At 63.4% G+C, this 23,578-nt stretch carries 16 protein-coding genes and 6 pseudogenes; 9 read left to right on the top strand and 13 right to left on the bottom strand.

The window, feature by feature from the left end; all coding sequences use genetic code 11:
- Window positions 1-26: 26 nt before the first annotated feature.
- Together ACYQOP_RS07545 and ACYQOP_RS07540 are read right to left on the bottom strand one after the other, a co-directional pair.
- A pseudogene (locus ACYQOP_RS07545) lies at window positions 27-410 on the bottom strand (protein adenylyltransferase SelO family protein); the annotation flags it as partial.
- Window positions 411-413: 3 nt separating this feature from the next.
- Window positions 414-980 (bottom strand): annotated as a pseudogene (locus ACYQOP_RS07540) (DinB/UmuC family translesion DNA polymerase); the annotation flags it as partial.
- 500 nt (window positions 981-1,480) lie between these two features.
- Between ACYQOP_RS07540 and ACYQOP_RS07535 the strand changes: the two are divergent.
- Together ACYQOP_RS07535 and ACYQOP_RS07530 are read left to right on the top strand one after the other, a co-directional pair.
- Window positions 1,481-2,299 (top strand): universal stress protein, encoded by an 819-nt coding sequence (locus tag ACYQOP_RS07535; protein ID WP_461221938.1) that lies wholly within the window; start codon window positions 1,481-1,483, stop codon window positions 2,297-2,299.
- A 670-nt stretch (window positions 2,300-2,969) separates the two neighbouring features.
- Window positions 2,970-4,469, top strand: a complete 1,500-nt coding sequence (locus tag ACYQOP_RS07530; protein WP_461221937.1) for a sensor domain-containing diguanylate cyclase — start codon at window positions 2,970-2,972, stop codon at window positions 4,467-4,469.
- A gap of 188 nt (window positions 4,470-4,657) precedes the next feature.
- On the opposite strand, the pseudogene ACYQOP_RS07525 reads toward ACYQOP_RS07530, so the two are convergent.
- Window positions 4,658-5,107, bottom strand: a pseudogene (locus ACYQOP_RS07525) (hypothetical protein); the annotation flags it as partial.
- 266 nt (window positions 5,108-5,373) lie between these two features.
- Here ACYQOP_RS07525 and ACYQOP_RS07520 point away from each other — a divergent pair.
- The 7 genes and pseudogenes from ACYQOP_RS07520 to ACYQOP_RS07490 form a co-directional block, all read left to right on the top strand.
- Window positions 5,374-6,192 (top strand): universal stress protein, encoded by an 819-nt coding sequence (locus ACYQOP_RS07520; RefSeq protein WP_461221936.1) that lies wholly within the window; start codon window positions 5,374-5,376, stop codon window positions 6,190-6,192.
- A gap of 126 nt (window positions 6,193-6,318) precedes the next feature.
- Window positions 6,319-6,551 (top strand): annotated as a pseudogene (locus ACYQOP_RS07515) (RrF2 family transcriptional regulator); the annotation flags it as partial.
- Window positions 6,552-6,557: 6 nt separating this feature from the next.
- A pseudogene (locus tag ACYQOP_RS07510) lies at window positions 6,558-6,890 on the top strand (response regulator); the annotation flags it as partial.
- 383 nt (window positions 6,891-7,273) lie between these two features.
- On the top strand, window positions 7,274-7,900 hold the full coding sequence (locus tag ACYQOP_RS07505) for a hypothetical protein (protein ID WP_461221935.1): 627 nt from the start codon (window positions 7,274-7,276) through the stop codon (window positions 7,898-7,900).
- The gene (locus ACYQOP_RS07500; RefSeq protein ID WP_461221934.1) at window positions 7,897-8,268 is read left to right on the top strand and encodes a DUF3768 domain-containing protein; all 372 of its coding nucleotides are present in this window, start codon (window positions 7,897-7,899) and stop codon (window positions 8,266-8,268) included. Before ACYQOP_RS07505 ends, ACYQOP_RS07500 begins: the two co-directional genes overlap by 4 nt.
- Window positions 8,269-8,391: 123 nt before the next feature.
- The gene (locus ACYQOP_RS07495) at window positions 8,392-8,640 is read left to right on the top strand and encodes a DUF805 domain-containing protein (protein WP_461221933.1); all 249 of its coding nucleotides are present in this window, start codon (window positions 8,392-8,394) and stop codon (window positions 8,638-8,640) included.
- Between the two features lie 164 nt (window positions 8,641-8,804).
- Window positions 8,805-9,392: pseudogene (locus ACYQOP_RS07490) on the top strand (MBL fold metallo-hydrolase); the annotation flags it as partial.
- 124 nt (window positions 9,393-9,516) lie between these two features.
- Here the strand turns inward: ACYQOP_RS07490 and ACYQOP_RS07485 are convergent.
- From ACYQOP_RS07485 to ACYQOP_RS07440, 10 genes are all read right to left on the bottom strand, one after another.
- Window positions 9,517-9,957, bottom strand: a complete 441-nt coding sequence (locus ACYQOP_RS07485) for a response regulator transcription factor (RefSeq protein WP_461221932.1) — start codon at window positions 9,955-9,957, stop codon at window positions 9,517-9,519.
- 42 nt (window positions 9,958-9,999) lie between these two features.
- The gene (locus ACYQOP_RS07480) at window positions 10,000-10,671 is read right to left on the bottom strand and encodes a response regulator transcription factor (protein WP_461221931.1); all 672 of its coding nucleotides are present in this window, start codon (window positions 10,669-10,671) and stop codon (window positions 10,000-10,002) included.
- Window positions 10,668-12,527, bottom strand: coding sequence for a PAS domain-containing sensor histidine kinase (locus tag ACYQOP_RS07475; protein WP_461221930.1), 1,860 nt, complete (start codon window positions 12,525-12,527; stop codon window positions 10,668-10,670). The genes ACYQOP_RS07480 and ACYQOP_RS07475 overlap by 4 nt, the downstream gene beginning before the upstream one ends.
- A gap of 82 nt (window positions 12,528-12,609) precedes the next feature.
- Window positions 12,610-13,401 (bottom strand): sensor histidine kinase, encoded by a 792-nt coding sequence (locus ACYQOP_RS07470; RefSeq protein WP_461221929.1) that lies wholly within the window; start codon window positions 13,399-13,401, stop codon window positions 12,610-12,612.
- A 268-nt stretch (window positions 13,402-13,669) separates the two neighbouring features.
- Window positions 13,670-14,248, bottom strand: coding sequence for a cytochrome b (locus ACYQOP_RS07465; RefSeq protein WP_461221928.1), 579 nt, complete (start codon window positions 14,246-14,248; stop codon window positions 13,670-13,672).
- On the bottom strand, window positions 14,245-15,360 hold the full coding sequence (locus tag ACYQOP_RS07460; RefSeq protein WP_461221927.1) for a catalase family peroxidase: 1,116 nt from the start codon (window positions 15,358-15,360) through the stop codon (window positions 14,245-14,247). The genes ACYQOP_RS07465 and ACYQOP_RS07460 overlap by 4 nt, the downstream gene beginning before the upstream one ends.
- A 111-nt stretch (window positions 15,361-15,471) precedes the next feature.
- Window positions 15,472-18,573 (bottom strand): efflux RND transporter permease subunit, encoded by a 3,102-nt coding sequence (locus ACYQOP_RS07455; protein WP_461221926.1) that lies wholly within the window; start codon window positions 18,571-18,573, stop codon window positions 15,472-15,474.
- On the bottom strand, window positions 18,570-19,772 hold the full coding sequence (locus ACYQOP_RS07450; protein ID WP_461221925.1) for an efflux RND transporter periplasmic adaptor subunit: 1,203 nt from the start codon (window positions 19,770-19,772) through the stop codon (window positions 18,570-18,572). Before ACYQOP_RS07450 ends, ACYQOP_RS07455 begins: the two co-directional genes overlap by 4 nt.
- 35 nt (window positions 19,773-19,807) lie before the next feature.
- A complete protein-coding gene (locus tag ACYQOP_RS07445) occupies window positions 19,808-22,099 on the bottom strand; it encodes an FdhF/YdeP family oxidoreductase (protein ID WP_461221924.1) in 2,292 nt (763 codons plus the stop codon).
- A 150-nt stretch (window positions 22,100-22,249) separates the two neighbouring features.
- On the bottom strand, window positions 22,250-23,506 hold the full coding sequence (locus ACYQOP_RS07440; protein ID WP_461221923.1) for a cupin domain-containing protein: 1,257 nt from the start codon (window positions 23,504-23,506) through the stop codon (window positions 22,250-22,252).
- Between the last annotated feature and the right edge of the window lie 72 nt (window positions 23,507-23,578).

The following is a 23,578-nucleotide window of genomic DNA, read 5'->3' as shown; positions in this document are numbered from 1 at the left end:
AGTGACGCGGACGCCGACGCGCGCGTTCACGTGCCGCAGAACGTGCGGTAGTCCGCCCCGCCGCTCTCAGGCGCCTCGGCGTAGCGGGCGTGGGCGGGCTGGTCGTCGTAGGGCCGCGACAGCACCGCCAACAGCTCTTCGAACGGGCTGAAGTCGCCTTGCTCGACCGCTGCCGCGATCATCGCCTCGACGTGGTGGTTGCGCGGGATAAAGGCCGGGTTGACGGCGCGCATCGCTGACGCCGTCGCTGCGGGGTTCCGTCCCGCCTCGGTCAACTTCTCCCGCCAGCGCACGGCCCAGGCGTCGTACGCGGTTGGGTCGACGAACAGGTCGCGCACCCCGGCGTCCGCCTCCGGCCGCTCGGCCGCGTCGCACAGGCGGCGGAAGGTCAGGGTGAAGTCCGCTTGGTTACCCTATGCGGCCCCGATAACGGGGATGTCGGCGATTCGGGTGGTGTAGCGCGGCGACCGCATATCAAATCTCGTGGACCACGTTCGCTGCGCCCCGAAGCCGGCTGTGCCGGGCACAACCGCCCCGCGCCCCCAGCGCCGGTTGCAGGCGTCGAGAGCGTCCATCAGCGCCGAACCCCGCTCGCAATCGAGACCGTCGAACAGCGCCCGCTGTGAGGCCGCCAGGGGCACAAGATCGACGGTGATGACCCCTGCCTTTGAATATCGGTAGCCTGTCTTCCAGATCCGTCGCGCGCCTGCTGTCGCCGCCTTGATCAGCACCAGGGTATCGGACGTCGCTTCGGGAAGGGTTACAACGGTCGAGGCAGATCGCTGCGGGTTCCCGGTGTCATGCTCCGAGGTATGGAAAAACACTGTCACATGATCTGTGCCGAGCCGTTCACGGCGGAGCTTTTCACCAAGCCGGGTTGCATGCGCCGCTACTACCTGCTCCATCGTGGGAAGGTCCTCGACCCGCTGGGAAAAGTTCCGGGTAACCGCCCAGCCCTTACGCGTCGCTGCGACCGTCTCAGTCCGGTTTTTTTGAAACCAAGGCTATTTTAGTCTGTACGGCCAAGCCTTAGGCCAGTCGATCAGCCAAAAAATCATTCCAAAAATTCCCTCTATATCTGAATATTTGTGATACCTTCACATTAGAGTAAAAACGGGAGGAAGAGATGCTATGGAAATATACGCATCGTAGTTCCCACGGCGGTGCGAACTCAGTTTCTGGATTTTGGACATTTGTCGTCAAGGGACAGGGGCCGTTCGCGGCTGCCCTCTCGCTGAACGTCCTGTGGTTCATCATCTTGGCCTGGATCGCGAATTTGGTCGTCACCGGACTTAGATAGGATCTCCGTACCACGGCATCGCCGAGATCATCGCGCCGCGGCGGAGCATCGCCGCCGCGGCGCGGGCTGACGCCATTCAGATCCTGGTTTCCGCATTCGCAGCAGCCGGGGGAATGGTGATCCATGCGGACCCTGCGCAGGGTCATCAGTTCGGAGCTTGCTTGAACCGGAGGACATCAGATGACCTACACGAGCATCATGGTCGGGCTGGATCTCGGTGATGGGTCCCGAGGTCGGACCAAACTCGCCGCGCACCTGGCTGAGACGTTCCAAGCCCGGCTTATCGGCGTCGCGGCAAGGCGGCCCGATTACGCTGGCCGATATGGCGAGATCTCGGTGCTGAGCGAATCCGGCATGGATGAAATCCGACGATTTGCCACGGATGACCTAGTTGCGGCCGAGGATGCTTTTCGCGAGGTCGCAGGCGAGGGCCGAAGCGTCGAATGGCGGTCCGCCGTAGCGGACCCTGGGGTCTTTTTGGAAGAACAGTCACGTGCAGCCGATCTCGTCGTGATCGGTCGAACCGGGGATAAGGATCCGCTCGATTACCGAATGTCACTTGATGCTGGCGTAGCTCTGATGGCTCTCGGCCGCCCCGTCCTCGTGGTGCCACCGGAGGTCAACCACCTGTCGGCCACGCGTGTCGTCGTCGGTTGGAAAAATACACTTCAGAGCCGTCGGGCCATCTCGGATGCGATGCCTCTCTTGAAACGGGCTGAGCAGGTCCGGGTCGTCAGGATTGCGGCCGAAGACGACAAGGAGGACCTTGCGGACGTCGTTCAGTTCCTCGGGTTGCACGACGTCAATGCAGTGCCGTCCCGTTGGGCATCGTCGGGAGTCGGTATCGCTGAGGCGCTGCAGCGGGCGGCGAACGACTTCGATGCTGACCTGATCGTCAGCGGAGCATACGGCCACAACCGTGTTCGCGAATGGTTCTTCGGCGGGGTCACCCGGGCCTTGCTCGATCACTGTCCGATCTGCTGCCTGATGTCTCACTGAGGCAAGCGCTCCTTACAGAACGCGATAAGTTCGTGGGCACGTCCGAGACCAGGAACGCTTGCGAGCGGCGTCCATTGCCATTGGCCGATGGGTGGGGGCGACGATGGCAACGGGCGCGAGTGGATTGACCCTAAAGACCGGGACGTGACCGGCCCAATAGGGGTATTGCTGGGGGGCGCAACCGGTGGCCTCGGGCTGCGGATCGCCAAGGCGCTGCGGGTACACGGCGCCGGCGTGAAGGCGGTCGTGCGACTCGGCACGGCGGCTGACCGCGTCTCCGTCCTGCAACGCCACGGTGCGAACCGGCAGTTGCCAATGGGGCCGAGAGCCTCTATCGGCGTCCAAACCCCTGCCCGTAAGTCTTAGATGGCCGTCGTGGGCCGCCTGTGACGCCTCCAGTGTGCGGCCGCCAGGGGGACGAGATCGACGGTCATGACTCCGGCCTTTGAGTACCGGTAGCCCGCCCTCCAAATCCATCGCGCGCCTGACTTCCCCGCCTTGATCGGCACCAGGGCATCCCCACGCCTGAACACGGCGTTAGGTACGATGTGATGAATGATGGCGAAAGGGACCTGCGGTAAGTCTCCGATCAGGTTTGATGCCCCAGATACCAAGGTACAAAACCCACGCTTGGAAGCGCTTGACGACGATGAGGCTTCAAAAGCTATCGATGGTATTCCGTTCCGCCCGGACCTGGACCGCGCTGAGCGTCCTGGCGCCGGTTGGTATGCTCGTCGTCTCGAGTTTGATGCTGATCGATCTACGCCGCGATGCCTGGGACAAGGCTGAGCAGACGTCACGCAACCTGCTTCAGGTCATCGAACGCGACATTGCCCGTAACGTCGAGATCTTCGACCTTTCGATCAGCGCAGTTGTCGAGAACCTCCACGCGCCAGGCATCGACGCGGTCAGCCCTGCCATGCGCCAACTCATCCTGTTTGATCGAGCGGCGATGGCCCGCGACATGGGCGTGATGCTCGTGATCAATGAGCGCGGCGACATCGTGGAGGATGCGGGAGCCGCGCAATCGCGAAAAGGCAACTACGCTGATCGGGAGTACTTCCAAGCCCAACGGCTACGGTCCGACCGGGGCCTCTACATCGGCAAACCCGTCGTCTCGCGGCTGACCGGCGAGCCCATGCTACCCTTCAGCCGGCGCGTTTCTAAACCCGACGGCTCATTCGGCGGCGTCGTGCTAGGGAGCCTGAAGCTCAGCTACTTCACCCGTCTTTTCGATCAGATTGGTCTGGGCCGCGACGGTGCGATCAATCTCTATCTGCGCGACGGCACACGGGTCATGCGCTATCCCTATGAGGCGGCGGACATCGGCGTTAATATCGCCGGTGCGCCAACCTTCGTGCGGTTCGCGAGCGCGCGCAACGGTTCATTCGTTGACACTTCGGTCCGAGACGGCGTCGAGCGCTACTACACCTTTACCCAAGTTGGCGACTTGCCCCTGATCCTTAACGTTGCCCTTTCGGCACGCGAGGTAGAGGCAGAATGGCGGGCCAAAGCCCTCGGCATCGGCACAGTCGTACTGATCCTCTGCGGCCTGACCGTCGCGATGTCCCTGCTATTTGGGAAAGAACTGCGTCGCCGCACCCAGATGCAGGCCGAGCTCGCTCGGCTATCGGAGACCGACACCCTGACGGGCCTAGCGAACCGCCGGCGCTTCGATGAGGCATTCAGCCGTGCTTGCGCGCAGGTCGCCCGTTCCGGCAAACCGCTCTCGCTGCTTATGATAGATGCAGATCATTTCAAGCGTTTCAACGACCGCTACGGTCACGCTGTTGGGGACGAGGTGTTGAAGGGCCTGTCCCGTTGCCTTGCGGCAAGCGTACACCGACCCTCCGACTTGGTCTGCCGGGTCGGCGGAGAAGAATTTGTCCTCCTGCTACCCGACACCGACACGGCCGGCGCCTTGCGCGTTGCCGAGGCGGTGCACGCCGAGATAGCGACCCTGGCGGTCGAGGCTGCAGGGATCGGCCCTGGCGGCATAACAGTCAGCATCGGCAGTGCCACAGGCACATGCGCTGCTCGCAGCCTGTACGCCCGCGCGGATGCCGCGTTGTATGAAGCCAAAGCAGGCGGCCGCAATCAAACCCGCTGCGCACCGTCTATCACCATCCAGTCCGTTGAGAAGCCATCCTTGCGCCTTGTGGGACACTGAGCAGACCATGCCCCGTAAGAACCTCAAAGGAGGATAATCATGGAGTTGGAATCGCTTCAGCCAACTGGCACTGAGGCGGCCGCGGATACCTTCCGGGTGGTAAGGTTGCCCGCCCAACTTTCCTGCTGCTCATTCACTGATTGACGAGTGGGATGGCGCGACGAGTTTGCCCTCGCGGCTGGCGAGGGACGGCGCTCCGCCGAAGCGACCACCAAGGTTGCAAGGACAGCGGCAGCCGCATCCTCGGCTAGGCCCTTCGAGCGACCGGTCGTCGTACGCGAGTCCGGGCCCCGCATGGCTCGCCCAAGGAGCGTACCGGCAATGGCGCCTGCTACTCCAGCCATTGCTCCGGTTTTCGGTGATGACCTTTGTCCGGCCAATGCCCACCCGCCAACCGCACCAATGCATAGCCGTAGCGCGAACGACGGTGGGATGCGCCGGTCAGGTGCGAACGGCATTTTGTCCCCAGCCATCTCGGCTAGTGCTGCCGCTGTCGCAACTGCGCGCGAGCCTGGACCATGGGGAATGAGCACGTTGCGCGTTCGCCCTTGGGATGCCGCCCAGCTTAAGGCCGCGCACGCGGACATGCTCCGCATCCCAGCTACCATTCCGATACCGAACGAAGATCCGTACCCCATCGCCTGATCAACTCCCCTAGCTCGCAAAACTCGACTACGGGAGCAAAACGGCAACCGTCTGCCCTGTTCCAGAAAGGTAGTAGGCACAGGCGACTGCGCCGCAAATGGAAAACCCGGCGGGCCTATCGAACGGCCATCAGATCAGGCGTTCACAGATCCTGGGGCAAGAAAGCGCCTCGCGTAGAGGACGTCAGCGCGGTAGCCTGCAACTCTGCCGGAGGGTTCGGCGACGGCGCCAACGATGCTGGCACAACCGGAGGTTTGCCATGGCGTTCTCAAGCGTGATGGTCCCGCTGGACCCGGGTGCCTTGGGGCTGGCGCGCCTGAAGCTCGCGGTTGGCCTGGCACAACTCTTCGAGGCACGCCTGATAGGTATCGCCGCCCGTCAGGCGCTGCCGCAGCACCTGTATGGGAGAGGCGCCCTCATCGATAGTCGGTTTGTCGATCAAGCGTCGTCGCGCCTTTGCGCCGAACTCTCGCAGCTTGCCGCGCGGTTTCAAGAAGCTTCGGCTGATCTCGGCGCTGCTGAATGGCGCTCGGCCAAGATTGACCCGATGACGTTCCTGGTCCAGCAGGCGCGATCTGCCGACCTCGTCATCGTCAGCCGCTACCAGGAGGAGGGCAACGAGGACTGGTGCTCCTGCATCGCGCCGGGCGAACTTGTCCTGCGCCTGGGCCGACCTGTGCTCGTCGTCCCGGAGACGGTCAAGGCCATCACGCCGCGGCGCATCGTTATTGCATGGAAGGACACCCGCGAGGCCAGGCGCGCCGTGTCCGATAGCTTGCCGTTTATGAAGGCCGCCGAAGAAGTTCTTGTCGTCGCCCTTGGAAATGAGGCGGACTGGGCGAGTGCTCGGGCCATCCAGGCCTACCTTGCCCAGCATGGCATCGCCTCGACGATGATCCTTCGACCCTCCCTGGGGGGCAACGTCGCCACACAGATCCTGGCCATTGTGCAGCAGGAGGACGCAGACCTAATCGTCGCTGGAGCATACGGACATACGCGGGTCCGCGAGGTGATCTTTGGGAGCGTGACCCGAACCCTGCTCGAGCGCACCCCGATCTGTTGCTTGATGAGCCACTGAGCGTCTGCCCAGGGAAAACCAGGCCGTCCGCGTTGGGCATCGGTCTTAATAGTGGGTAGTGGCGCGTAGCGGACGAAAGGGCCGTTGTGGTTAACGCGCACCATTTTATGTAACATCGTTTGCTACATGAGACGCAATAGCCGCCTGTCCGGCATTCTCCACGTATTGCTCCACATGGCCGAGGAGGCGGGCCCGATGACTTCCGTGGTGCTGGCCGCCGCCATGCATATCAACCCGGTGGTCGTCCGACGCATCATGGCCGACTGCGCGAGGCGGGCTTCGTCCGGTCCGAGGGCGGGCACGGTGGTGGCTGGACAATTACCCCGGCGCTTCACAAGATCACGCTCCGCGACATCTACTGCTATATCCTCGAGGATCTCGGCTACACAGCCATCGAGGCTGGCGACAGCGTCGCGGGCTTGAAGGTTCTCCAGTCCGATGTGCGCATCGACCTGCTCGTGTCCGACGTCGGGCTGCCTGGCGGTATGAACGGACGCCAGATGGCTGATGCTGCAAGGGTGTCGCGCCCAAATCTCAAGGTGCTGTTCATCACCGGCTACGCAGAGAACTCCATCCTCGGCAACGGGCACCTAGCTCCAGGGATGGCTGTGCTGACCAAGCCATTTGCTATCGAGACAATGGCTGTCCGCATCCGCTCAATGATCGAGGCATCTCGCGTTGCCCTACCGAACCTGTGAGGGTCCGCTTCTGAGGATTGGTTGCGCCAACTGCTATGGCGATGTTGGGTCGAGGCGGAACGTTTGCTTCGGCGTGAAAGTCTAGGGTCTCTTTGCCACCCATTGCCGCCACTCCACCATTCTAATTGGGACGGTCTAACCAACGCAACTAAACAGCAGATGCTAAAGCATAAGTCAACCTAAGCTTGACATTGGGATGATATTCTTATAATGCGATGGTCGCTGCGGGCTGTTTCGCAGCTGCCCGGCTTCCCCCCGATGACCCTTCATTTGCGACCCCTACCGCCACCCAAGCCACACCGACAGCCGGCGGGTGCATCCTCCCCCTCATATCCATCGCAAGGCGGCCTCCGGGCCGCCTTCGTCGTTTCTGGAGCCCTTTGATGACCATTAACGCCACCACCAGCACCGTTACCGCCATGCCGCCAGGCGTGATCCTGTTCGGCCGCGACGAACGACACCGCCCCCACGCCTCGCGCTTTGCCGCCGGCGACAAGGCCAATGCTGAGCGCGCCGCCGGCCTGATGGGCATGAATGTGCTCGAGATCAGCGATGACACCCATCACAGCCTCGCCGCCGGCCTGCCACAGGGGCGTTTGTTCGAGAGCGGCAAGGCCTTCGTGCCGTTCGTCAAAGCCGAGGTATTCGACCGGCTCGTGGCAGCGGCGGGCCTGCCCGATGTTGCCCCACCCGTCAGGGCCTCAGGCAAGGCCACCGGCGCCCCTCCGAGCTCAGGGGGCGGGGCAAGTGGCGCTTCGGGCGCCGGAGCCCCTGGCGGCCGCTTCAAGGCGCCCGCCGATTGGCCCGAAATCGAACGCGGCTGCCTTGTGCTCGCCTGCGAAGGCCCGCAGGAGGGCTGGTTCGAGGCGATCATCATGTACACCAAAGCTGACGACGCCTTTGAGCTTCAGTGGCGCGACTGGCCGGACAATCCGTTGATCACTCGGCACCGCAGTGAACTGGGCTTGCTCCCACCCGGGGCGGTTCAGGGCGCGAAGCGAGGGGCATGAGTCAGCTTGCCCCTAACAGCGTCGAGGCGGATCCCGCCTCGACCACCTGCACTGACCGGGTGCGTGCCCTCAACGATGCCTTCCGCCGGAGCTTTGCCGGCGGCCATGTGATGCTGTCGCGCGGGATCGCTACTCTGCCCGAGGAGCAGCGTCGCGAAGCCGAGGCGGCGGTGCAAGCAATCGAGGTTTTCAGCGTCGCCGACGACCCGTATGGCGAGCACGATTTCGGCGCCTTCGATCTTGCCGGGCAGCGATGCTTTTGGAAGATCGATACCTACGACTGGGCCATGGTCGGGCACTCGCCTGACCCGGCTGACCCAACCGTGACCGTGCGCATCCTCACCATCATGCTGGCCCAGGAATACTGAGCCTCCGACATCGATAGCCGTGCCGGCCGACCACTCAGCCAGCACACCTGCCCGCACGATGTCTCGCCTGCCCCTGGCCCCCAAGCTAACCCCGACAAAACCCCAACCATCAGGATCTCGAACATGAACTCGTACCTCAGTGCGATGCGGAGCTATCGCAACTTCACCGGCCGGACCTCGCGCGGCGACTACAGGCGCTTCATTCTCGTGTCCCTCGGCATCGCCTTGGTTGCGCTGATGCTCGATGCAGCCTTCGCCACCGGCAACAAGGATGGTGGCCTGTTCATTGGCCTCACCCACCTTGTTCACCTCTTGCCGCGGGTGGCCGCCGGCATCCGACGGATGCACGACACCGACCATTCGGGATGGTAGTTGTTGCTCAGCCCCGTAGCGTTGGTCTTCGCCTGCTTTGTCGGGACGCCGGGGCCAAACCGGTTTGGGTCGGCCCCTGTAGCCGGTGCCGTGCCCAACTCAATTGGCGCTACCCCCTCAGGCCCCGTACCGACTAACACCGTCGCCCAGCCGCAGCGGCGGGTGTCCAGCCGGAGCAGATCACCGACGTTCTAATCACCCATGTCCGCATGGACCATACCGGCAGCTTGGTAAAGGCCGGCACACGTGTCTTTATCAATGCGACCCTGCACATTGGCGAGCCGGATATCGACTTTTTTATGGACCGTTCGAACGCTACGAAGGCCCGATACGATATCAAGTATTTCGACGAGGCAGTCACGACACTGAAGCCTTACCTCGACACCGGCAAGGTCAGGAACTTCTCAGCGACCGAGGAGATCCTGCCCGGCATCACGGCGACCCTGCATGCAGGACACACGCTGGGCAGCGCCTTCTACACGCTAGATAGCGTCGACCAGCGTGTCGTGTTCGTCGGAGACATCACCCACGTCTCGTTCGTGCAGTTTCAGGAACCGGCAATCATGATGACCTACGACATTGACCCGAAGGGCGCCGCAAAGGTACGAGTCGAGGAGTTTCCGGTGTTCGTCCACGATCGCGAGCTGATTGCAGCGCCGCACCTACCGTTCCCCGGCGTCGGCTATGTCCGGTCCGCCGAGAATGGCTTCGCCTGGGTGCCGATGGATTACGACAATCGCAAAATTAAGTAACTAGATGGTTGGTCACAACACGAGACCCGCCCACAAACGGCGTGGTGCTGTTCGTCTACGAAAGTTCTGGATCCAAGCCGTTAAGCGAACCCGTCCCGACCAGCCCTTGAACCAAAGCAATGAATTAGTGACCCTTCAGCGCATCCTCCAATGAGCGAATAATCGTTGCTCCGTCGCAAGGTTTGCCCAGGAAATCGTGCGCGCCGGCTGCTAGGGCCCTTTTTCGTAGTGCCGCCGTCGGAAAGGCAGTCACGAAAATGACAGGGATCTTAGATCCTGCTGCAATCAACTTTTCGTAGAGCTCGATACCTGTCATGTCCGGCATCTGAACGTCGGCAATTAGGCAATCGGCAAATTCCTGTTCGGACGTTTTGAGATAGTCGTTTGCTGATGCGTAAGTGCGGGCGACGTATCCGAGAGACCGGACGAGGCTCTCGGTTGCTTTGCGCACGTCCTCGTCGTCATCGATGATGGCGATTATCGTAACTGATGGCATCAAATTGACCCGGCGGACATCGCTGCGCTCCCTGCAACCGCAGCCCGTTGCATCGCTAGGAGCATGCATCGCCAGAGAGGATTTTGAAATTATACTGAGGTTTACCAAGCCTCATCTTTGCGCAACGTCTACGGCCCGCAGGATGCCAAGCGCTTCCGCCATCCGCACGAGATCGGCGAGAGATCGTGCGTTCATTTTGCGCATGGCATGGCCGCGGTGGATCTTCACGGTGATCTCGCTGAGGCCAAGGTTGCCGGCGACCTGCTTGTTCATCAATCCGGTCGTGACCTGGGCGAGAACCTCGCGCTCACGACCGGTAAGAGTCTTATAGGCCGCGGTCAGACCATCGAGCGTGGCATGCGCCCGGCGCTTCTGTTCATCCCTGGTCAACGCCGTTCCAATCGCGTCGAGGAGATCCTGATCACGAAACGGCTTGGCCAGGAAGTCGATCGCACCGGCCTTCATCGCCTTGACGGACATCGGAATGTCCCCTTGACCGGTCATTAGGATGATCGGCAAGTCGATGCCATCCGCAGCCATTCGGGCCTGAAATTCCAATCCACTCAGCCCCGGTAGGCGGACATCGACCACTAGACACCCGGGTCCGTAGGGACGGGCAGTCGGAAGGAACTCCGCCACGGAGGCGAACACGGCGCACCCCAGGTCAACCGAGCGCAACAGGCTGGAGATCGCCTGACGGATTTCTGGGTCATCGTCGACGACGAAGACGGTTTGCCTGCTGGTTTCGGGAGGGGCCGTCACCGATGCGGAGGATCGGATCATCGCGCGTTGCCTCCCGCGAGCGGTAGGGTGAAGTCGAAGCGCGCGCCGGGAGATTGCTGTTCCGACGCCCAGAGGCGGCCGCCATGAGCCTCGACGGTGGACCGACAGATCGCCAGTCCCATACCCATGCCATCCGCCCGGGTCGTGAAGAAGGGCCGAAAAACACGCTCCATGGCGTCGCTGGCGATCCCCTTACCGGTGTCTGTCACGGTCACGTGGACATGCCCCGCATCATCCATGGCGGCTGCGACCGTAAGCATGCGATCCCGCTCGGCCGTCGCCGCCATGGCCTGGGCTGCGTTGATCAGGAGATTGAGCAGCACCTGCTGCAGTTGCACGCGGTCACCGTGAATGAGGGGCAGATCGGGTGCGATCTCACGTTTCATGCGCACGCGGCTTCGCTGCATCTCGTGCTCGACGAGAAGGGTAGCCTCCGCGATCATCTCCTTCACGTCGATCCAATCACGCGGGGCGGGTGCCTTGGTCAGGAAAGACCGGATGCGGGAAACGATCTCGCCGGCCCGCGTCCCGTTGGCCACCACCCGGGTCACCGCAGCGGAAACCTCTTCCAGGTCCGGCACATCCCGACGCAGCCAGCGCAACGCCGCCTCGCCGTTGGTTACAATCGCGGCCAGGGGTTGATTGACCTCGTGCGCAATCGACGCGGTGAGTTCACCTAACGTTGCTACGCGCGCCGTATGGGCGAGCTCCGCCTGAACCGCGAGGAGGGCGTCCTGGGCCTGCTTTCGTTCCAGGATGTCCACGGCGAAGACAAGGACGCAGCCGAAATCCGCGACCCGTGCCGGAAAGGTGATGCCAAAAAGGACCGGAACCCTCACGCCCGCCCGTGTCAGGATCTCGGTCTCACCCTCGAAGAACGTCTCTCCCCGCACGAGTGCCAAAAGCGATTGCGTGAAGGTCGGCTCGTCCTCGGGCAGATACTCATCGAGGGAGCGCAACGCTGCCTGATTCCAGGCATCGCCGACCAAACGCAGCATCACGGCGTTGGCATCGACGATCGTCACGCTACGCTTGAGATCCCGCAAGAATCCCGGATGGGCCTCAAGATAGCTTTCGAGTGCGAGGAGATCCTCCGGCGCCAGGCCGTTCAGCGCGGTTTTCACAGCTGTCCAGTCCTGCTGGACGATGGAGACGCGCGTGGTGTCGAAGATCGTCCGGTAACGCCGTTCGCTCTCTACCAGGGCGTCATGGGCGCGCATGCGCTCGCTGACGTCGGTATTGGTTTCTAGAACTGAGATAGCCTTGCCGTTCGCATCGCGCTGGAGCGACCATCGGCTTTCGACGGTCACGGTGGAGCCCGAACGGACGGTCTGGATCAACTTGCCTTCCCAGCGGCCGGTCCGCATGAGTTGCGCGTGGATCGACGCCTTGCCCTCCGGAAACACCGTGCGCAGCAGCATATGCACGTTCTGTCCTTGTGCCTCCTCCCGCCCCCAGCCGTACAGTTCCTCGGCCGCTCGGTTCCAGAATGTCACGAGATCGGTCAGCCCTCGCACGATGATCGAGTCGTGGGTTAGTTCCAGAAGCTCGGCCTGTTCGACGAGTACGCTGGATGCCGACTGGTTGCGAAGGACGAGTCCCGTGCTGATCGCGATGGCCGCGAAGCTCACGAAGGCCCGCAGAAGGGCCGAGTCGTTCTCGAACGGGCCGTGTGCGAGAAGGTAAGCCGTCGTCGTCATCGCTAGGCAGGCGGCTGCGGTGAGGATCACACCGCTGCGCTCAAAGCCCCGTGCGGCAATCAACACGACAACGACGTAAAGGACAGCGACCGCTCCTTCGAGGGGCGTGAACGCATCGACGACGAAAATGCCGAGCGCGAGCCCGACGGCCATCATACCGATCGCCCTCTCATGTGACGGGTGCGGAACCGTCGCCTTGGACCGCCCGCCAAAAGCAATCAGACGATGGATGGCCCGATCAGTGAGGGCAAACGCATTCATCGAGCTTCCTGGTCTGGTAAGCGTAAACCCCGACATTCCGCGGTTCATATGCTGGGGCAGCGATGGGGACCGTAACAGAAAACGTCGAGCCCACCCCCTCAATCGATTTTACCGTGATAGGGTGATCGAGCACCATTGCGGTTTGTTGAACGATGGCCAGCCCAAGTCCGAGCCCCTGCTCGGTGTGCTCCTGACCACCACGGTCGAAGGCATCGAAGATCGTCGCGAAACGTGAGGCCGGTATGCCGTACCCTCGATCATGGACCTCGATCACCACTGTCCCGCCACGCCGACGGCAGCCGACCAGGACGCTACCGCCACGCCCTGAATACTTAATGGCGTTGCCGACGAGGTTGCGAAGGATCACGGCCAGCATGATCGGATCCGTCTCGACCATCAGCGATTGCGGCTTCAGCCTCACTGTGATCCCGGATGCCTGTGCGTAGCCCCGCCAATGCGTATCGAGATCAAGGAAAAACTTGGGAAGCGGCACGGATTGAAGGACCACCGTTGGTTCGAGACCTCGTTGCGACGAGCGCGCAAGGTCGTCCAACTCCGATCCCAGTCGTTGAAGGGCATGCGTCGCAAGGTTGAGGCGCTCGGATATCGCCGGGTCAACGCTTCGCTGAAGAACGCCCTCGATTGCCATAAGAGCAACTTGAAGCGGCTGTTTCAGGTCATGTCCGGCGACTGCGAGCAGTCGGGACATCGCCGCATAGGCGGCTTCGGCCCTGATGGTCGCCTCTGCCGCGTTGGGTTGGTTTTGCATGAAAGCTGCCCGAGGCATCCGCTGCCCCCCTTAATAGCACCCCGGAGGCCGGTCGCCAGACCGGCGTCCACCAAAATCATGCTGCCTTAAGCTAAGCTATGAAACTATACATAGGTTTAGGGAATGCGTTGAATGCTCTCGAAAGAGAGAATTCGAGGGGGAATGAGCTTCTCGTGATTGGCCGGCGGGCGGGAATAATCCCAAGCAACGGGGAATTCCTTCGATGTCGACGCACACGTCTTTCCGGCTGGACGTACCCACATGCCGATTACGAGCGCTCCGGCTCGCGCGTGTTTCCAAGGCTCGCCATGCTTTCGAACACGCCGTCGCGGCGGATTAACCGGTGGAACAACGCAGCTGCGAGGTGAAGCAGGAAGGTCGCGATGAGCAGGTAGGCAAGAAAGGTGTGCGCTTTGCGGAGAACTGCATAGAGCGAGAGAGAATGAGGGACGATGGGCGGCAACTGAAGCGGGCCGTACAGAACGATGGGTATTTGGGCCGCCGAGAGCATCGCCCAACCCACGAGCGGCATCGCGATCATCAGCGTGTAAAGAGCGAGATGGGATGCCCTTGCCCCAAACTTCTGTACAGCGGGAAGTGACGTCGGCAGCGAGGGGGGCCTGTGGGTCAGGCGATACCCAAGCCTCAGTACCGCCAGCACCAGCACCGCGACACCGAGCGGTCGATGAATCCTGAGGAACAGATCGTAGGATGGCGAGACCGTTCCAGCCAGCCAGAGACCGATCAGCAGCATGGCAAGGATCATGGGTGCCATGGTCCAATGCAAGGCTCTTGCGATGACCGTGAAGCGGTGAGGTGAAGCTGTCATGGCAGGGACTTTCTTCATGGCTGGCCGACCTTCTTCAGCGCGCGCACGGCCTCGACAGTGACGGCGCTCGGTGGCTTGGTCTCGCCGGCTCGGAGCGTGAAGGATTTGGCATAAGCCGACGACCGGGCACTCAAGATAGGGTCGTCGGAAGGTGCGATGCCGTCGGGCAGGATCAGCGGATCGAACAGAACGGCCGTGCAGGCGCCGTCATCCTCGCTGCGAACGGTGTCAATGGTGAGAAGGCCGGCCTGGACGGTACGGCGATCCAATGGCCAGGGCAGCGTCGGGTCATCGGTTCTATCACCCGCCTGCCCGACAGTGACCGACAGCCGCCATTGCAGTGGATGTATTCCTATCGCCTTGGCAACATCGTCGAACAGGTAGTTTGGGTTGCCGTCTCCATGGCCCGGCATCGGCGCGGCGAAAGACTGGACCGGCATCAGCGACCAGCGCACGGGGGTGGAGATGCCGTCCCGTGCCACGAAGTGAAAGGCGTTGATGCTGTTGTAGGTGTCATTGGCAAAACCCGACGAGATCGCCCGCCTGCCGATGATCTTGAGGGCTGCCACGGTTTCGGGATGCATGGACAGGAATGCCTTCATCGCTTCGGGATCCGGCTTTCCGTCCGCGCCCGGCGTCGACGCCGCGAGCGCATCGCGGAAGCCTTGGGCATTGGTCACGTTGAAGACCGGTATATCGATCAGTCCCATCCGCCATTCCTCGGCCCCGTCGGCCGGGAGCAGGCGGAGCGCAAGGCTGCGCACCGCCTTCGGTCCATCGACCTGAAACGGCATGCCACCGGCCAGGGCGAATCGCGCTTCGACGCGGCTCGGACCCTGCGTCAGGACGGCAGCACGTGACAGCCCCCCCGCTTCGCCCGTGCTCTCGAAGCGGCCGGTGGCACAAAGCCCCTTGGCATGATTGCGGCGAAATCCCGGATGCGGGCCGTTAACCGCCTCGAAGGTCGCGACGATGCCATCGGCGGTGAGGCGCCCGGGTGAAAACCACCCGGCGACGAACGCGAAGGTCGCGGCGGCGGCGCCGGCGATGGCGCCGATGAGCGCGAATGCTTCGACGAGGGAGCGGCGCGAGACCGGGGGGTGGCGAGCCGGATCGGTGTCATCGGTCATGAAGTACGCGCCTTGGAGGAATGGTGGAAATGGGTTGTCGCTGCCGGTCGGTGATCGGCGAACGTCGCACGGCTCCCGCATGGGCGACGACGCGGTCATCTCGGCAGAACCTCACGCGATGGTCGGTTCCAGGCCGGGGGCGCGCCGCCGTTCGATCGATCGGCTGAGCTTTTCCATGTAGAGGTAGACCACCGGTGTGGTGAACAGCGTCAGCACCTGCGACACGAGCAGGCCGCCTACGATCGCGTATCCGAGCGGCTGCCTGAACTCGGAGCCGACGCCCGTGCCCAGCATGAGCGGCACGCCGCCCAGCATCGCGCACATCGTCGTCATCAGGATCGGCCGAAATCGCAGCAGGCACGCCTCATGGATCGCTCGCTCGGGCGAAAGCCCCCGCTCTCGCTGTCCGACGAGGGCGACGTCGATCAGCATGATGCCGTTCTTCTTCACGATCCCGATGAGGAGGATGATCCCGATGATGCCGATCACGTCGAGGGGCCGGCCGACCAGCAACAACGTCGCCAGCGCGCCGAGCCCCGCCGAGGGCAGGGTCGAGAGGATGGTCAGCGGGTGGATCAGGCTTTCGTAGAGCATGCCGAGGATGAGGTAGACCGCGAACAGGGCCGCCAGGATCAACACCGGCGTGCTGCTGAGCGAGCTCTGGAAGGCCTGGGCGCTGCCCTGGAAGCCCGTAGTGAACGACGGCGGGAGGTGCAGGTCGGCCACCACCCTGTCGATCGCCGCGACCGCCGTGCCGATCGTCGCGCCCGGCGCGAGGTTGAAGCTCAAGGTCACCGAAGGGAACTGGCCTTGGTGGTTGACCGCGACCGGCGCGACCCCGGAAACGAGGCTGGCGATCTGGCTTAGGGGCACCGAGGTTCCGTCCCGGGAGCGGACGTAGATACGCTGGAGGGCGTCCGGTCCGAGCTGGTAGAGCGGATCAACTTCCAGGATGACGTAATACTGGTTCAGCGCGGTGTAGATCCGTGCCACGTGCCGTTGGCCGAAGGCGTCATAGAGCGTGGCATCGACGACGGCCGGATCGATGCCGAGGCGCGCGGCCGCGGAACGGTCGATGTTCGCCGTCAGGGTGCGTCCGGTCGATTGCTGGTCGCTGGCCGCCTCCGAGAGCTCGGGAAGCCCCTGCATGGCCGCGAGAACCCGGGGAGCGTCGCGGTTCAGCGCATCGCCGTCGACATCGGTCAGGGTGTACTGGTACTGCGTCTTGGCCAGACGCGCCCCGACTGTGATGTCCTGGGCGGCCTGCATGTAGAGCCGCATGCCCTGGACCTGGCGCAGGGAGACGCCGAGGCGCGCGATGACCTGATCGGCGGTGGCGTCGCGCTCGCCCTTCGGCTTGAGCGTGATGAACACGCGGCCGTCGTTCTCGCTGACCGTCGCCCCACCCGGTCCGATGAAGCCGACCGCGTTGGCGACGGCTGGATCGCGGCCGGCGATGCCGAGGATCGCCTGCTGCCGCTGCTTCATGCCCTCGGGCGAGACATCCTCGGCCGCCTCGCTGATGCCGATGATCAGGCCGGTATCCTGCTGCGGGAAGAAGCCCTTGGGAATGACGATGAACAGCCCGAGCGTGGCTGCCACCGTGGCGATCATGACGGTCAGGGTTATCCGTCGATGTGCCAGCGCGCGCGTGAGGCCGGCATCGTAGCGGGCGACGAGCCACCCGAGGCCGAGTTCCAGGCCGCGGGAGATTCGACCCGGGCGCTGCGCGCCGGCGGCGGGAAGCAGCCGTGCGCACATCATCGGGGTCAGGGTCAGGGAGACCACGACGGAGACCAGGATCGCGATCGCCACCGTCGCGGCGAACTCGCGGAACAGCAACCCGACGACGCCGCTCATCAGGAACAGCGGGATGAAGACGGCGACCAGCGAGATCGAGATCGACACGATGGTGAAGCCGATCTCGCCGGCTCCGGCCAAGGCTGCCTGGAGCGGGGTCTTTCCGCCCTCGATGTGCCTGACGATGTTCTCGACCATGACGATGGCATCGTCGACGACGAACCCGATGGCGATGGACAGCGCCATGAGCGAAAGGTTGTCGAGGCTGTAGCCGACGACATACATCACCGCGAAGGTGCCGATGAGCGAGATCGGCACAGAGACGGCCGGGATCACGGTCGCCCATAGCTTGCGCAGGAAGACCGCGATGACGCCGACCACGAGGGCGATCGTGAGGAGCAGGGTGGTGCGCACGTCGGCGACGCTGGCCGCGATCGTCTGCGTCCGGTCAGAGGCGATTTCCATCCGGATGCCCGGCGGCAGCGTGGCGCGCAGCTGCGGCAGCGCCTTCCGGATCGCCGCGACGGTGGACATGACGTTGGCGCCGGGCTCGCGCTGCACGGCGAGGATCACGGCACGTTTTCCCCCCAGGAAGCCTGCAAGTGTCGTATCCTGTGGTGACTTGATCGCCCGCCCGATGTCGCGGACGCGGACCGGTGCGCCGTCGCGATCGGCGACGACGACGTCGTCGAACCCGGCGGCGGTCATGAGCTGGTCGTTCGACTGCAAGGAGACCGCTCGCTGACCGCCGTAGAGCTGACCCTTCGGCTGAAGCACGGTGATGGAGGCCAGGGCGTTGCGGACGGTCTCGAAATCCAGCGATTGCGCCGCGAGCTGGGCCGGATTGACCTGCACCCGGATGGCGGGCTGCTGCAGTCCACCGATGCCGACGGTGCCGACGCCCGGAACCTGGGACAACTTCTGGACAAGGATGGAATACGCGTAATCGCTGACCGTCATGATCGGTAGCGTGTCGGAGGTCAGCGCGATCAACAGGATCGGCGTGTCGGCCGGATTGGTCTTCCGATAGGTCGGCGGATTGAGCAGTGCCGCCGGCAATTGTCCCTGCGTCGCGTTGATGGCCGCCTGAACGTCGGTAGCAGCCGAGTCCACGGTACGGCTACGGTCGAACAACAGGGTGATCTGCGTGAAACCCGTGCCGCTGCTCGACGTCATCTGACGCAGGCCGGGAATCTGTCCGAACTGCCGTTCGAGCTGGGTGGCCACCGACGAGGCGACGGTCTGTGGGTCGGCGCCTGGTAATTGCGCCGTCACCTGGAAGGTCGGCGCGTCGATGTCGGGCAGCGCCGCCACGGGGAGCAGCGTGTAGCTGATCGCCCCAAGTGCCACGATGGCGACCATCAGCAGCGCGGTCGCAATGGGACGCGTGATGAACCCGGCGGAAATGTTCATGGCAACATCCCGGCACTAGCGCTTGTCATATCTGGGACTTTTGCCGGGCTCACGGCCGCAACGACGATCCCGGGCGTTAGGCGATACTGACCCTGGGCGACCACCGTCTCCCCGGCATTCAGCCCGGTGGAGACGAGGGCGACGCCGCGCATGCGCTGGGCGACCCGTACCGAACGCGTCGAGACCCTTTGGTCCGGACCGACCACGAAGACGAACTGGCCGGAATCGTTCTCCTGGAGGGCGTCGGTGGGCACCGTGAGCGCCGCCGTGGCGACGGAGAGCGTCACCTGCGCGTTGACGAAGGCGCCGGGCCAGAGTTGGCGGTTCGCGTTCGGGAATGTGGCCTTGAGCTTGACGCTCCCTGAATTTGCCGCCGCCTCGTTGTTGATGAGCAGCAGGGTCCCGGTATCGAGTTGTTTCGTTCCGGCCTGGTCGTAGACAGCGACGGAGACGCGACCGCGATCCAGGGCCGCCTGGACGGTGCCTATGTCGTGGGTGGGGAGCGTGAAGACCACGCTGATCGGCTGCACCTGCGTCAGGACGACGATGCCGCCGGGATCGGTCGGATGGACGACATTGCCGATATCCAGGAGACGCAGGCCGGTGACGCCGTCGAACGGGGCTCGCAACGTGGCGAAGTCGAGTTCCGTCGTGGCAAAGTCGATGGCGGCCTGATCGGCCTGCTGCGTGCTCTGCGTTTGAGCGATCCCCGCCTGCTCGCCCGTCACCTGCCGGTCCGTGGCGTCCCCCCTTTTGAGCAAGGGTTCATCCCGCTGGACGTTCGTCTGCTGGTTCGCGAGCAGGGCTTGATCGCGCCTGAGCTGCGCCTTGACCTGTTCGAGCTTGGCCCGATAGATCCGGGGATCGATCCGCGCCAGGACGTCGCCGCGCTTGACCGCCTGACCTTCCGTGAACTCAACGGCTTCCAGCATGCCAGTCACCTGACTGCGGATCACGGCCCGGTTGAGGGCTTGAACCGTCCCGAGACCGGTGAGGATGATCGGCACGTCCTCCCGCTTCACCGCGGCCATGACGACGGGAACCGGAGGCTGTATTTCGGCCCGGGCGGGCAGCGCTCCGGACGACAAGTCGAGATAGCCCGCAAACCCCGCGCAGGCCCCGAAAATCGCGAGGACGACGATCCACGACCCGATTCGCCGCGTCGCCGGATCCCGCCCCGCGGCGGTTTCCCGCGGCAAGGGTTGCGAACGGTCGGTCCCATACTCCATCCGGGTCATCGGACACCCCCGTCAAGGTGGCGCATCCGGACGGGAACGGCCTTGTACGACGGCGTGTGGCTCAAGGGGTCCCGGGCGTAGAGCGGGACCAGTGGATTGGCTTCGGGGTAGTAGGCGCCACAGCATCCGTCGGGCAGGCTGTAGCGGACGATCCTGAAGCCCTCGACCACGCGCAGGACGCCATCGGTCGAAACCGTCTCCAGTGCCACGATCTCGCCGTCGTCGAAGCCCCGACTTTCCATCTCGACGGGATTGAGGAACACCACCATGCGCTGGCCGAACACGCCGCGGTAGCGGTCCGAAAGGCTGTAGAGCGTAGTATTGTACTGGTCGTGGCTGCGGATTGTCGTCAGCCAGAGCGTCTTCGGATCGTCCTGATGCGGGTCTTCTTCGAGGCCCTCGTAGACGGCGAACTCGGCCTTGCCGGAAGGCGTCGCCCAGATCCGCCCGCGGGCCGTCGACGCCAGATGAAAGCCGCCCGGCACGCGGATGCGGGCGTTGTAGTCTTGGAAGATCGGGAGCACGCATTCGATCGCCTCGCGGATGCGATCGTAGTTGGAACTCAACGCGTCCCAGGGAATGCCTCGGCCCCGGTCGAGGGTCGCCTGCGCGAGCCCGGCGATGATGGCCGTCTCGCTGCGAAGGTGCTCGGATGCCGGCTCGTTGCGTCCCAACGATGCGTGGACCATCGACATCGAATCCTCGACCGTGATCAATTGTGGGCCGCTCGCCTGCCGATCGATCTCGGTGCGGGCCAAGCAGGGCAGGATGAAGGCTTGCCGGCCATGGACGAGATGGCCGCGATTGAGCTTTGTCGAGATCGCCACGGTGAGATCGAGGCCACTCATCGCCTCCCTGGTCGCCACCGTATCCGGGGCGGCGGCGGCGAAATTGCCTCCGGGCGCCACGAAGGCCCGGGCCTCTCCGCGCTGCATCGCCTCGATCGCCAGCACGACGTCGTGCCCCTGCCGCCGCGGGGGATCGAAGCCGAAGGTCCCGCCCAGGCGGGTGAGGAAGTCGGAAGCCGGCTTCTCTGTGATGCCGACCGTCCGGTTGCCCTGGACGTTGGAATGCCCCCGCACCGGGCAGATACCGGCGCCCGGACGCCCGATGTTGCCACGCATCAGGGCTAGGTTCGCAAGGAGGCGGACGTTCTCCGTGCCGCGACGGTGCTGAACGAGTCCCATCCCATAGACCAGTATCGCATTCCGCGCCTGAACATAGACGCACGCTGCAGCTTCGAGATCCTTCCGAGATAGGCCGGATTGCCGCTCGATGGCTTCCCATGCCAGACCGCGCAGGTCGCTGGCGAACGCCTCGAACCCGCGTGTATGACGCTCGATGAAATCTGTATCGAGAAGTCGCGGCTCGTCGTGTGCGATGGCCGCATCATCCAGTGCGAGGCATGCCTTCATGATGCCCTTCAGGGCTGCCGCGTCGCCTCCGACCCGCACTTGGAAGATGCGTGACGAAATCGGGGTCGAGGTCATCGACACCATCTCCACAGGGCTCTGCGGGGACTGAAATCGCTCCAACGCTCGTTCGCGAAATGGGTTGAAGCTGAGGATTTTTGCCCCGCGCCGCGCCGCCGCGCGCAGGCTCGTCATCATGCGTGGGCTGTTCGTGCCTGGGTTCTGCCCGATGATGAAGATGGCGTCGGCCTGGTCGAAATCCTCCAGCAGGACCGTGCCCTTGCCGACGCCGAGGCTCTGCGGCAAGCCAACGCTCGTCGCCTCGTGACACATGTTCGAGCAGTCGGGAAAGTTGTTGGTTCCGAAGGCCCGTCCGTAAAGCTGGAACAGGAACGCCGCCTCGTTCGAAGCGCGACCTGAAGTGTAGAACTCGGCTTCGTCCGGATGATCAAGGTCGCGAAGCACCTTACCGATCCGATCGAGCGCATCGTCCCAGGATACGGGTAGGTAGCGGTCGGTGCTGCTGTCGTACGCCATGGGATGGGTAAGGCGCCCCTCCATCTCCAGGTCGTAGTCGCTCCAGGCAGCAAGCTCCGTGACCGTATGGGCCGCAAAGAAGTCTGGGGTGCACCGAAGGGCCGTGGCCTCCCAGGCGACGGCTTTGGCACCGTTCTCGCAGAACTCGAAGCTGCTGGTGTGCTTCGGGTCCGGCCACGCACAGCCCGGGCAATCGAATCCGGTGGGCTGGTTCACACGAAGCAGCGTCGCCGCGCCGCTTATCGCGATTCCTTGCTCGACAAGAGCCTTGCCCGTCGCCCCAAGCGCGCCCCAGCCGCCGGCCGCGCTCGTATAGTCGCTGATCCTTGGTTTCGGCATGGGCGTGTCCTTCGCTCGGAGAAGCAATGAGGGAGCTGGGATGGGCGGTTCGAAAGTGCCCATCCCTCCCTTCGGATCGTGTCCGCCGGGCCTAGGGTAGCGGGACGGATCACCGGCTTTCGCTGCAACGGCGCGCCTGCCCGGAGGCGCTCAGATGGGCATCACGCCGGCGTTGATCCGCGGAAGCTTCGCGATCATGTCCGCGGGCAGATTGAGATGCGCCGAGACCATTTCCTTCGGCGTATGGGAGAGCCAGTCCGACAGGGAAATGTCCTGGTACTCGGATGTCCTGAACACTTCCAGGAACATTAGATCGCCGGTCCCGACATTCTTAATATAATGACCGAAGTTTTTTTGGATGTAACCAATGTCGCCGGGATTGAAGTTCGTCGTCACCGAGTTCGGGCCGGTCTTAAATACGGTCATTTGTCCTGTGCCCTTAATGTAGTATTGCCATTCGTCCGCGTTCGGATGCCAGTGCATCTCGCGCATCCCGCCGGGCTTCACAGTGACGAGGGCGGCGGCCACGGTCGTCGAAGCCTTGAAGTTGTGGCTGTCCGCAATCTGGACCGTGCCGCCTCTGGTCTCCTTGGTGACTGGCCCGCTCGCCAGCGAGAAAGTAAAGGGATTGGGCGGTGGACCCGACGGAGCCCTTACCGCCGCCTGATCGGCAGCGAGCGAGCCGGGAAGCTTGCCCTGGAAGATGTAAGTGTCTTGCAGCGGGATGCTCTCGAAGGTTTCCGACGGCACGCCGAAATTGAGCGCCAGGACATCGGGCGGCGTATGCGCCATCCACTCGTTCAGAAGCAGCGTGTCGTACTCGGACTGGTTGCCTTCGTCGAAGCAAAGGACGAATTGGGCTCCGTCGGGTCCGAGGCCCTGGAGGGAATGCGGGTAGCCGGCCGGAAAGTACCAGAGATCACCTTCGCCGATGTCGGCGACGTAGGCCCGACCTTTCGGGTCGAGCACCGTGATCCGACAATTCCCGTAGGTCATGAATGCCCACTCGGCCGCTTGGTGCCAGTGCATCTCCCTGATGCCGCCCGCGGCCAAGCGCATGTCGACGCCTGCGATGGTCGTGGAGATCGGGAAGGTCGACTGGGTGACTTGGCGAGCCCAACCACCATTCTGAATGCGTCGCTGAGCGTTGTTGAAGGAGGCCCAGAACTGCGGCAGGGATCCGACATCCGTTGCCGGCGGCGACACCGAGGTTGGGAACTGACCGGACAGGATCGGATTTTGTGGGCCGGGGATCGCGAGGCTTCGCGGGTTATCCAGGGTGTTGACGGCGCCCTGAGGCGGCGCGTCTGGATTTCCGAAGGTGGCTGCCGAGGCTGTCGACATGGTCAGTGCCAAGCCTGATACCGTGCTGCCCAAAAGAACGATCCGCCGCGTGATGTCGTCCATGGTCGGCTATCCCTTAAATGTCCGAAGACGATTTGCCGTAAGGACCCGCACGGAACAGTGCTCGCATCGGGT

This window comes from Methylobacterium sp. CM6247 (assembly GCF_054817925.1).
This window is presented reverse-complemented; position numbering and strand designations above follow the sequence as displayed.

Excerpts from the sequence above, each read along its gene's own strand:
- ACYQOP_RS07470 (WP_461221929.1), bottom strand. The coding sequence starts at position 13,401 with ATGCAAAACCAACCCAACGCGGCAGAGGCGACCATCAGGGCCGAAGCC.
- ACYQOP_RS07505 (WP_461221935.1), top strand. The coding sequence starts at position 7,274 with ATGACCATTAACGCCACCACCAGCACCGTTACCGCCATGCCGCCAGGC.
- ACYQOP_RS07440 (WP_461221923.1), bottom strand. The coding sequence starts at position 23,506 with ATGGACGACATCACGCGGCGGATCGTTCTTTTGGGCAGCACGGTATCA.
- ACYQOP_RS07460 (WP_461221927.1), bottom strand. The coding sequence starts at position 15,360 with ATGACCGATGACACCGATCCGGCTCGCCACCCCCCGGTCTCGCGCCGC.
- ACYQOP_RS07500 (WP_461221934.1), top strand. The coding sequence starts at position 7,897 with ATGAGTCAGCTTGCCCCTAACAGCGTCGAGGCGGATCCCGCCTCGACC.
- ACYQOP_RS07465 (WP_461221928.1), bottom strand. The coding sequence starts at position 14,248 with ATGAAGAAAGTCCCTGCCATGACAGCTTCACCTCACCGCTTCACGGTC.
- ACYQOP_RS07455 (WP_461221926.1), bottom strand. The coding sequence starts at position 18,573 with ATGAACATTTCCGCCGGGTTCATCACGCGTCCCATTGCGACCGCGCTG.
- ACYQOP_RS07485 (WP_461221932.1), bottom strand. The coding sequence starts at position 9,957 with ATGCATGCTCCTAGCGATGCAACGGGCTGCGGTTGCAGGGAGCGCAGC.
- ACYQOP_RS07530 (WP_461221937.1), top strand. The coding sequence starts at position 2,970 with ATGGTATTCCGTTCCGCCCGGACCTGGACCGCGCTGAGCGTCCTGGCG.
- ACYQOP_RS07445 (WP_461221924.1), bottom strand. The coding sequence starts at position 22,099 with ATGCCGAAACCAAGGATCAGCGACTATACGAGCGCGGCCGGCGGCTGG.
- ACYQOP_RS07535 (WP_461221938.1), top strand. The coding sequence starts at position 1,481 with ATGACCTACACGAGCATCATGGTCGGGCTGGATCTCGGTGATGGGTCC.
- ACYQOP_RS07520 (WP_461221936.1), top strand. The coding sequence starts at position 5,374 with ATGGCGTTCTCAAGCGTGATGGTCCCGCTGGACCCGGGTGCCTTGGGG.
- ACYQOP_RS07480 (WP_461221931.1), bottom strand. The coding sequence starts at position 10,671 with ATGATCCGATCCTCCGCATCGGTGACGGCCCCTCCCGAAACCAGCAGG.
- ACYQOP_RS07495 (WP_461221933.1), top strand. The coding sequence starts at position 8,392 with ATGAACTCGTACCTCAGTGCGATGCGGAGCTATCGCAACTTCACCGGC.
- ACYQOP_RS07475 (WP_461221930.1), bottom strand. The coding sequence starts at position 12,527 with ATGATGGCCGTCGGGCTCGCGCTCGGCATTTTCGTCGTCGATGCGTTC.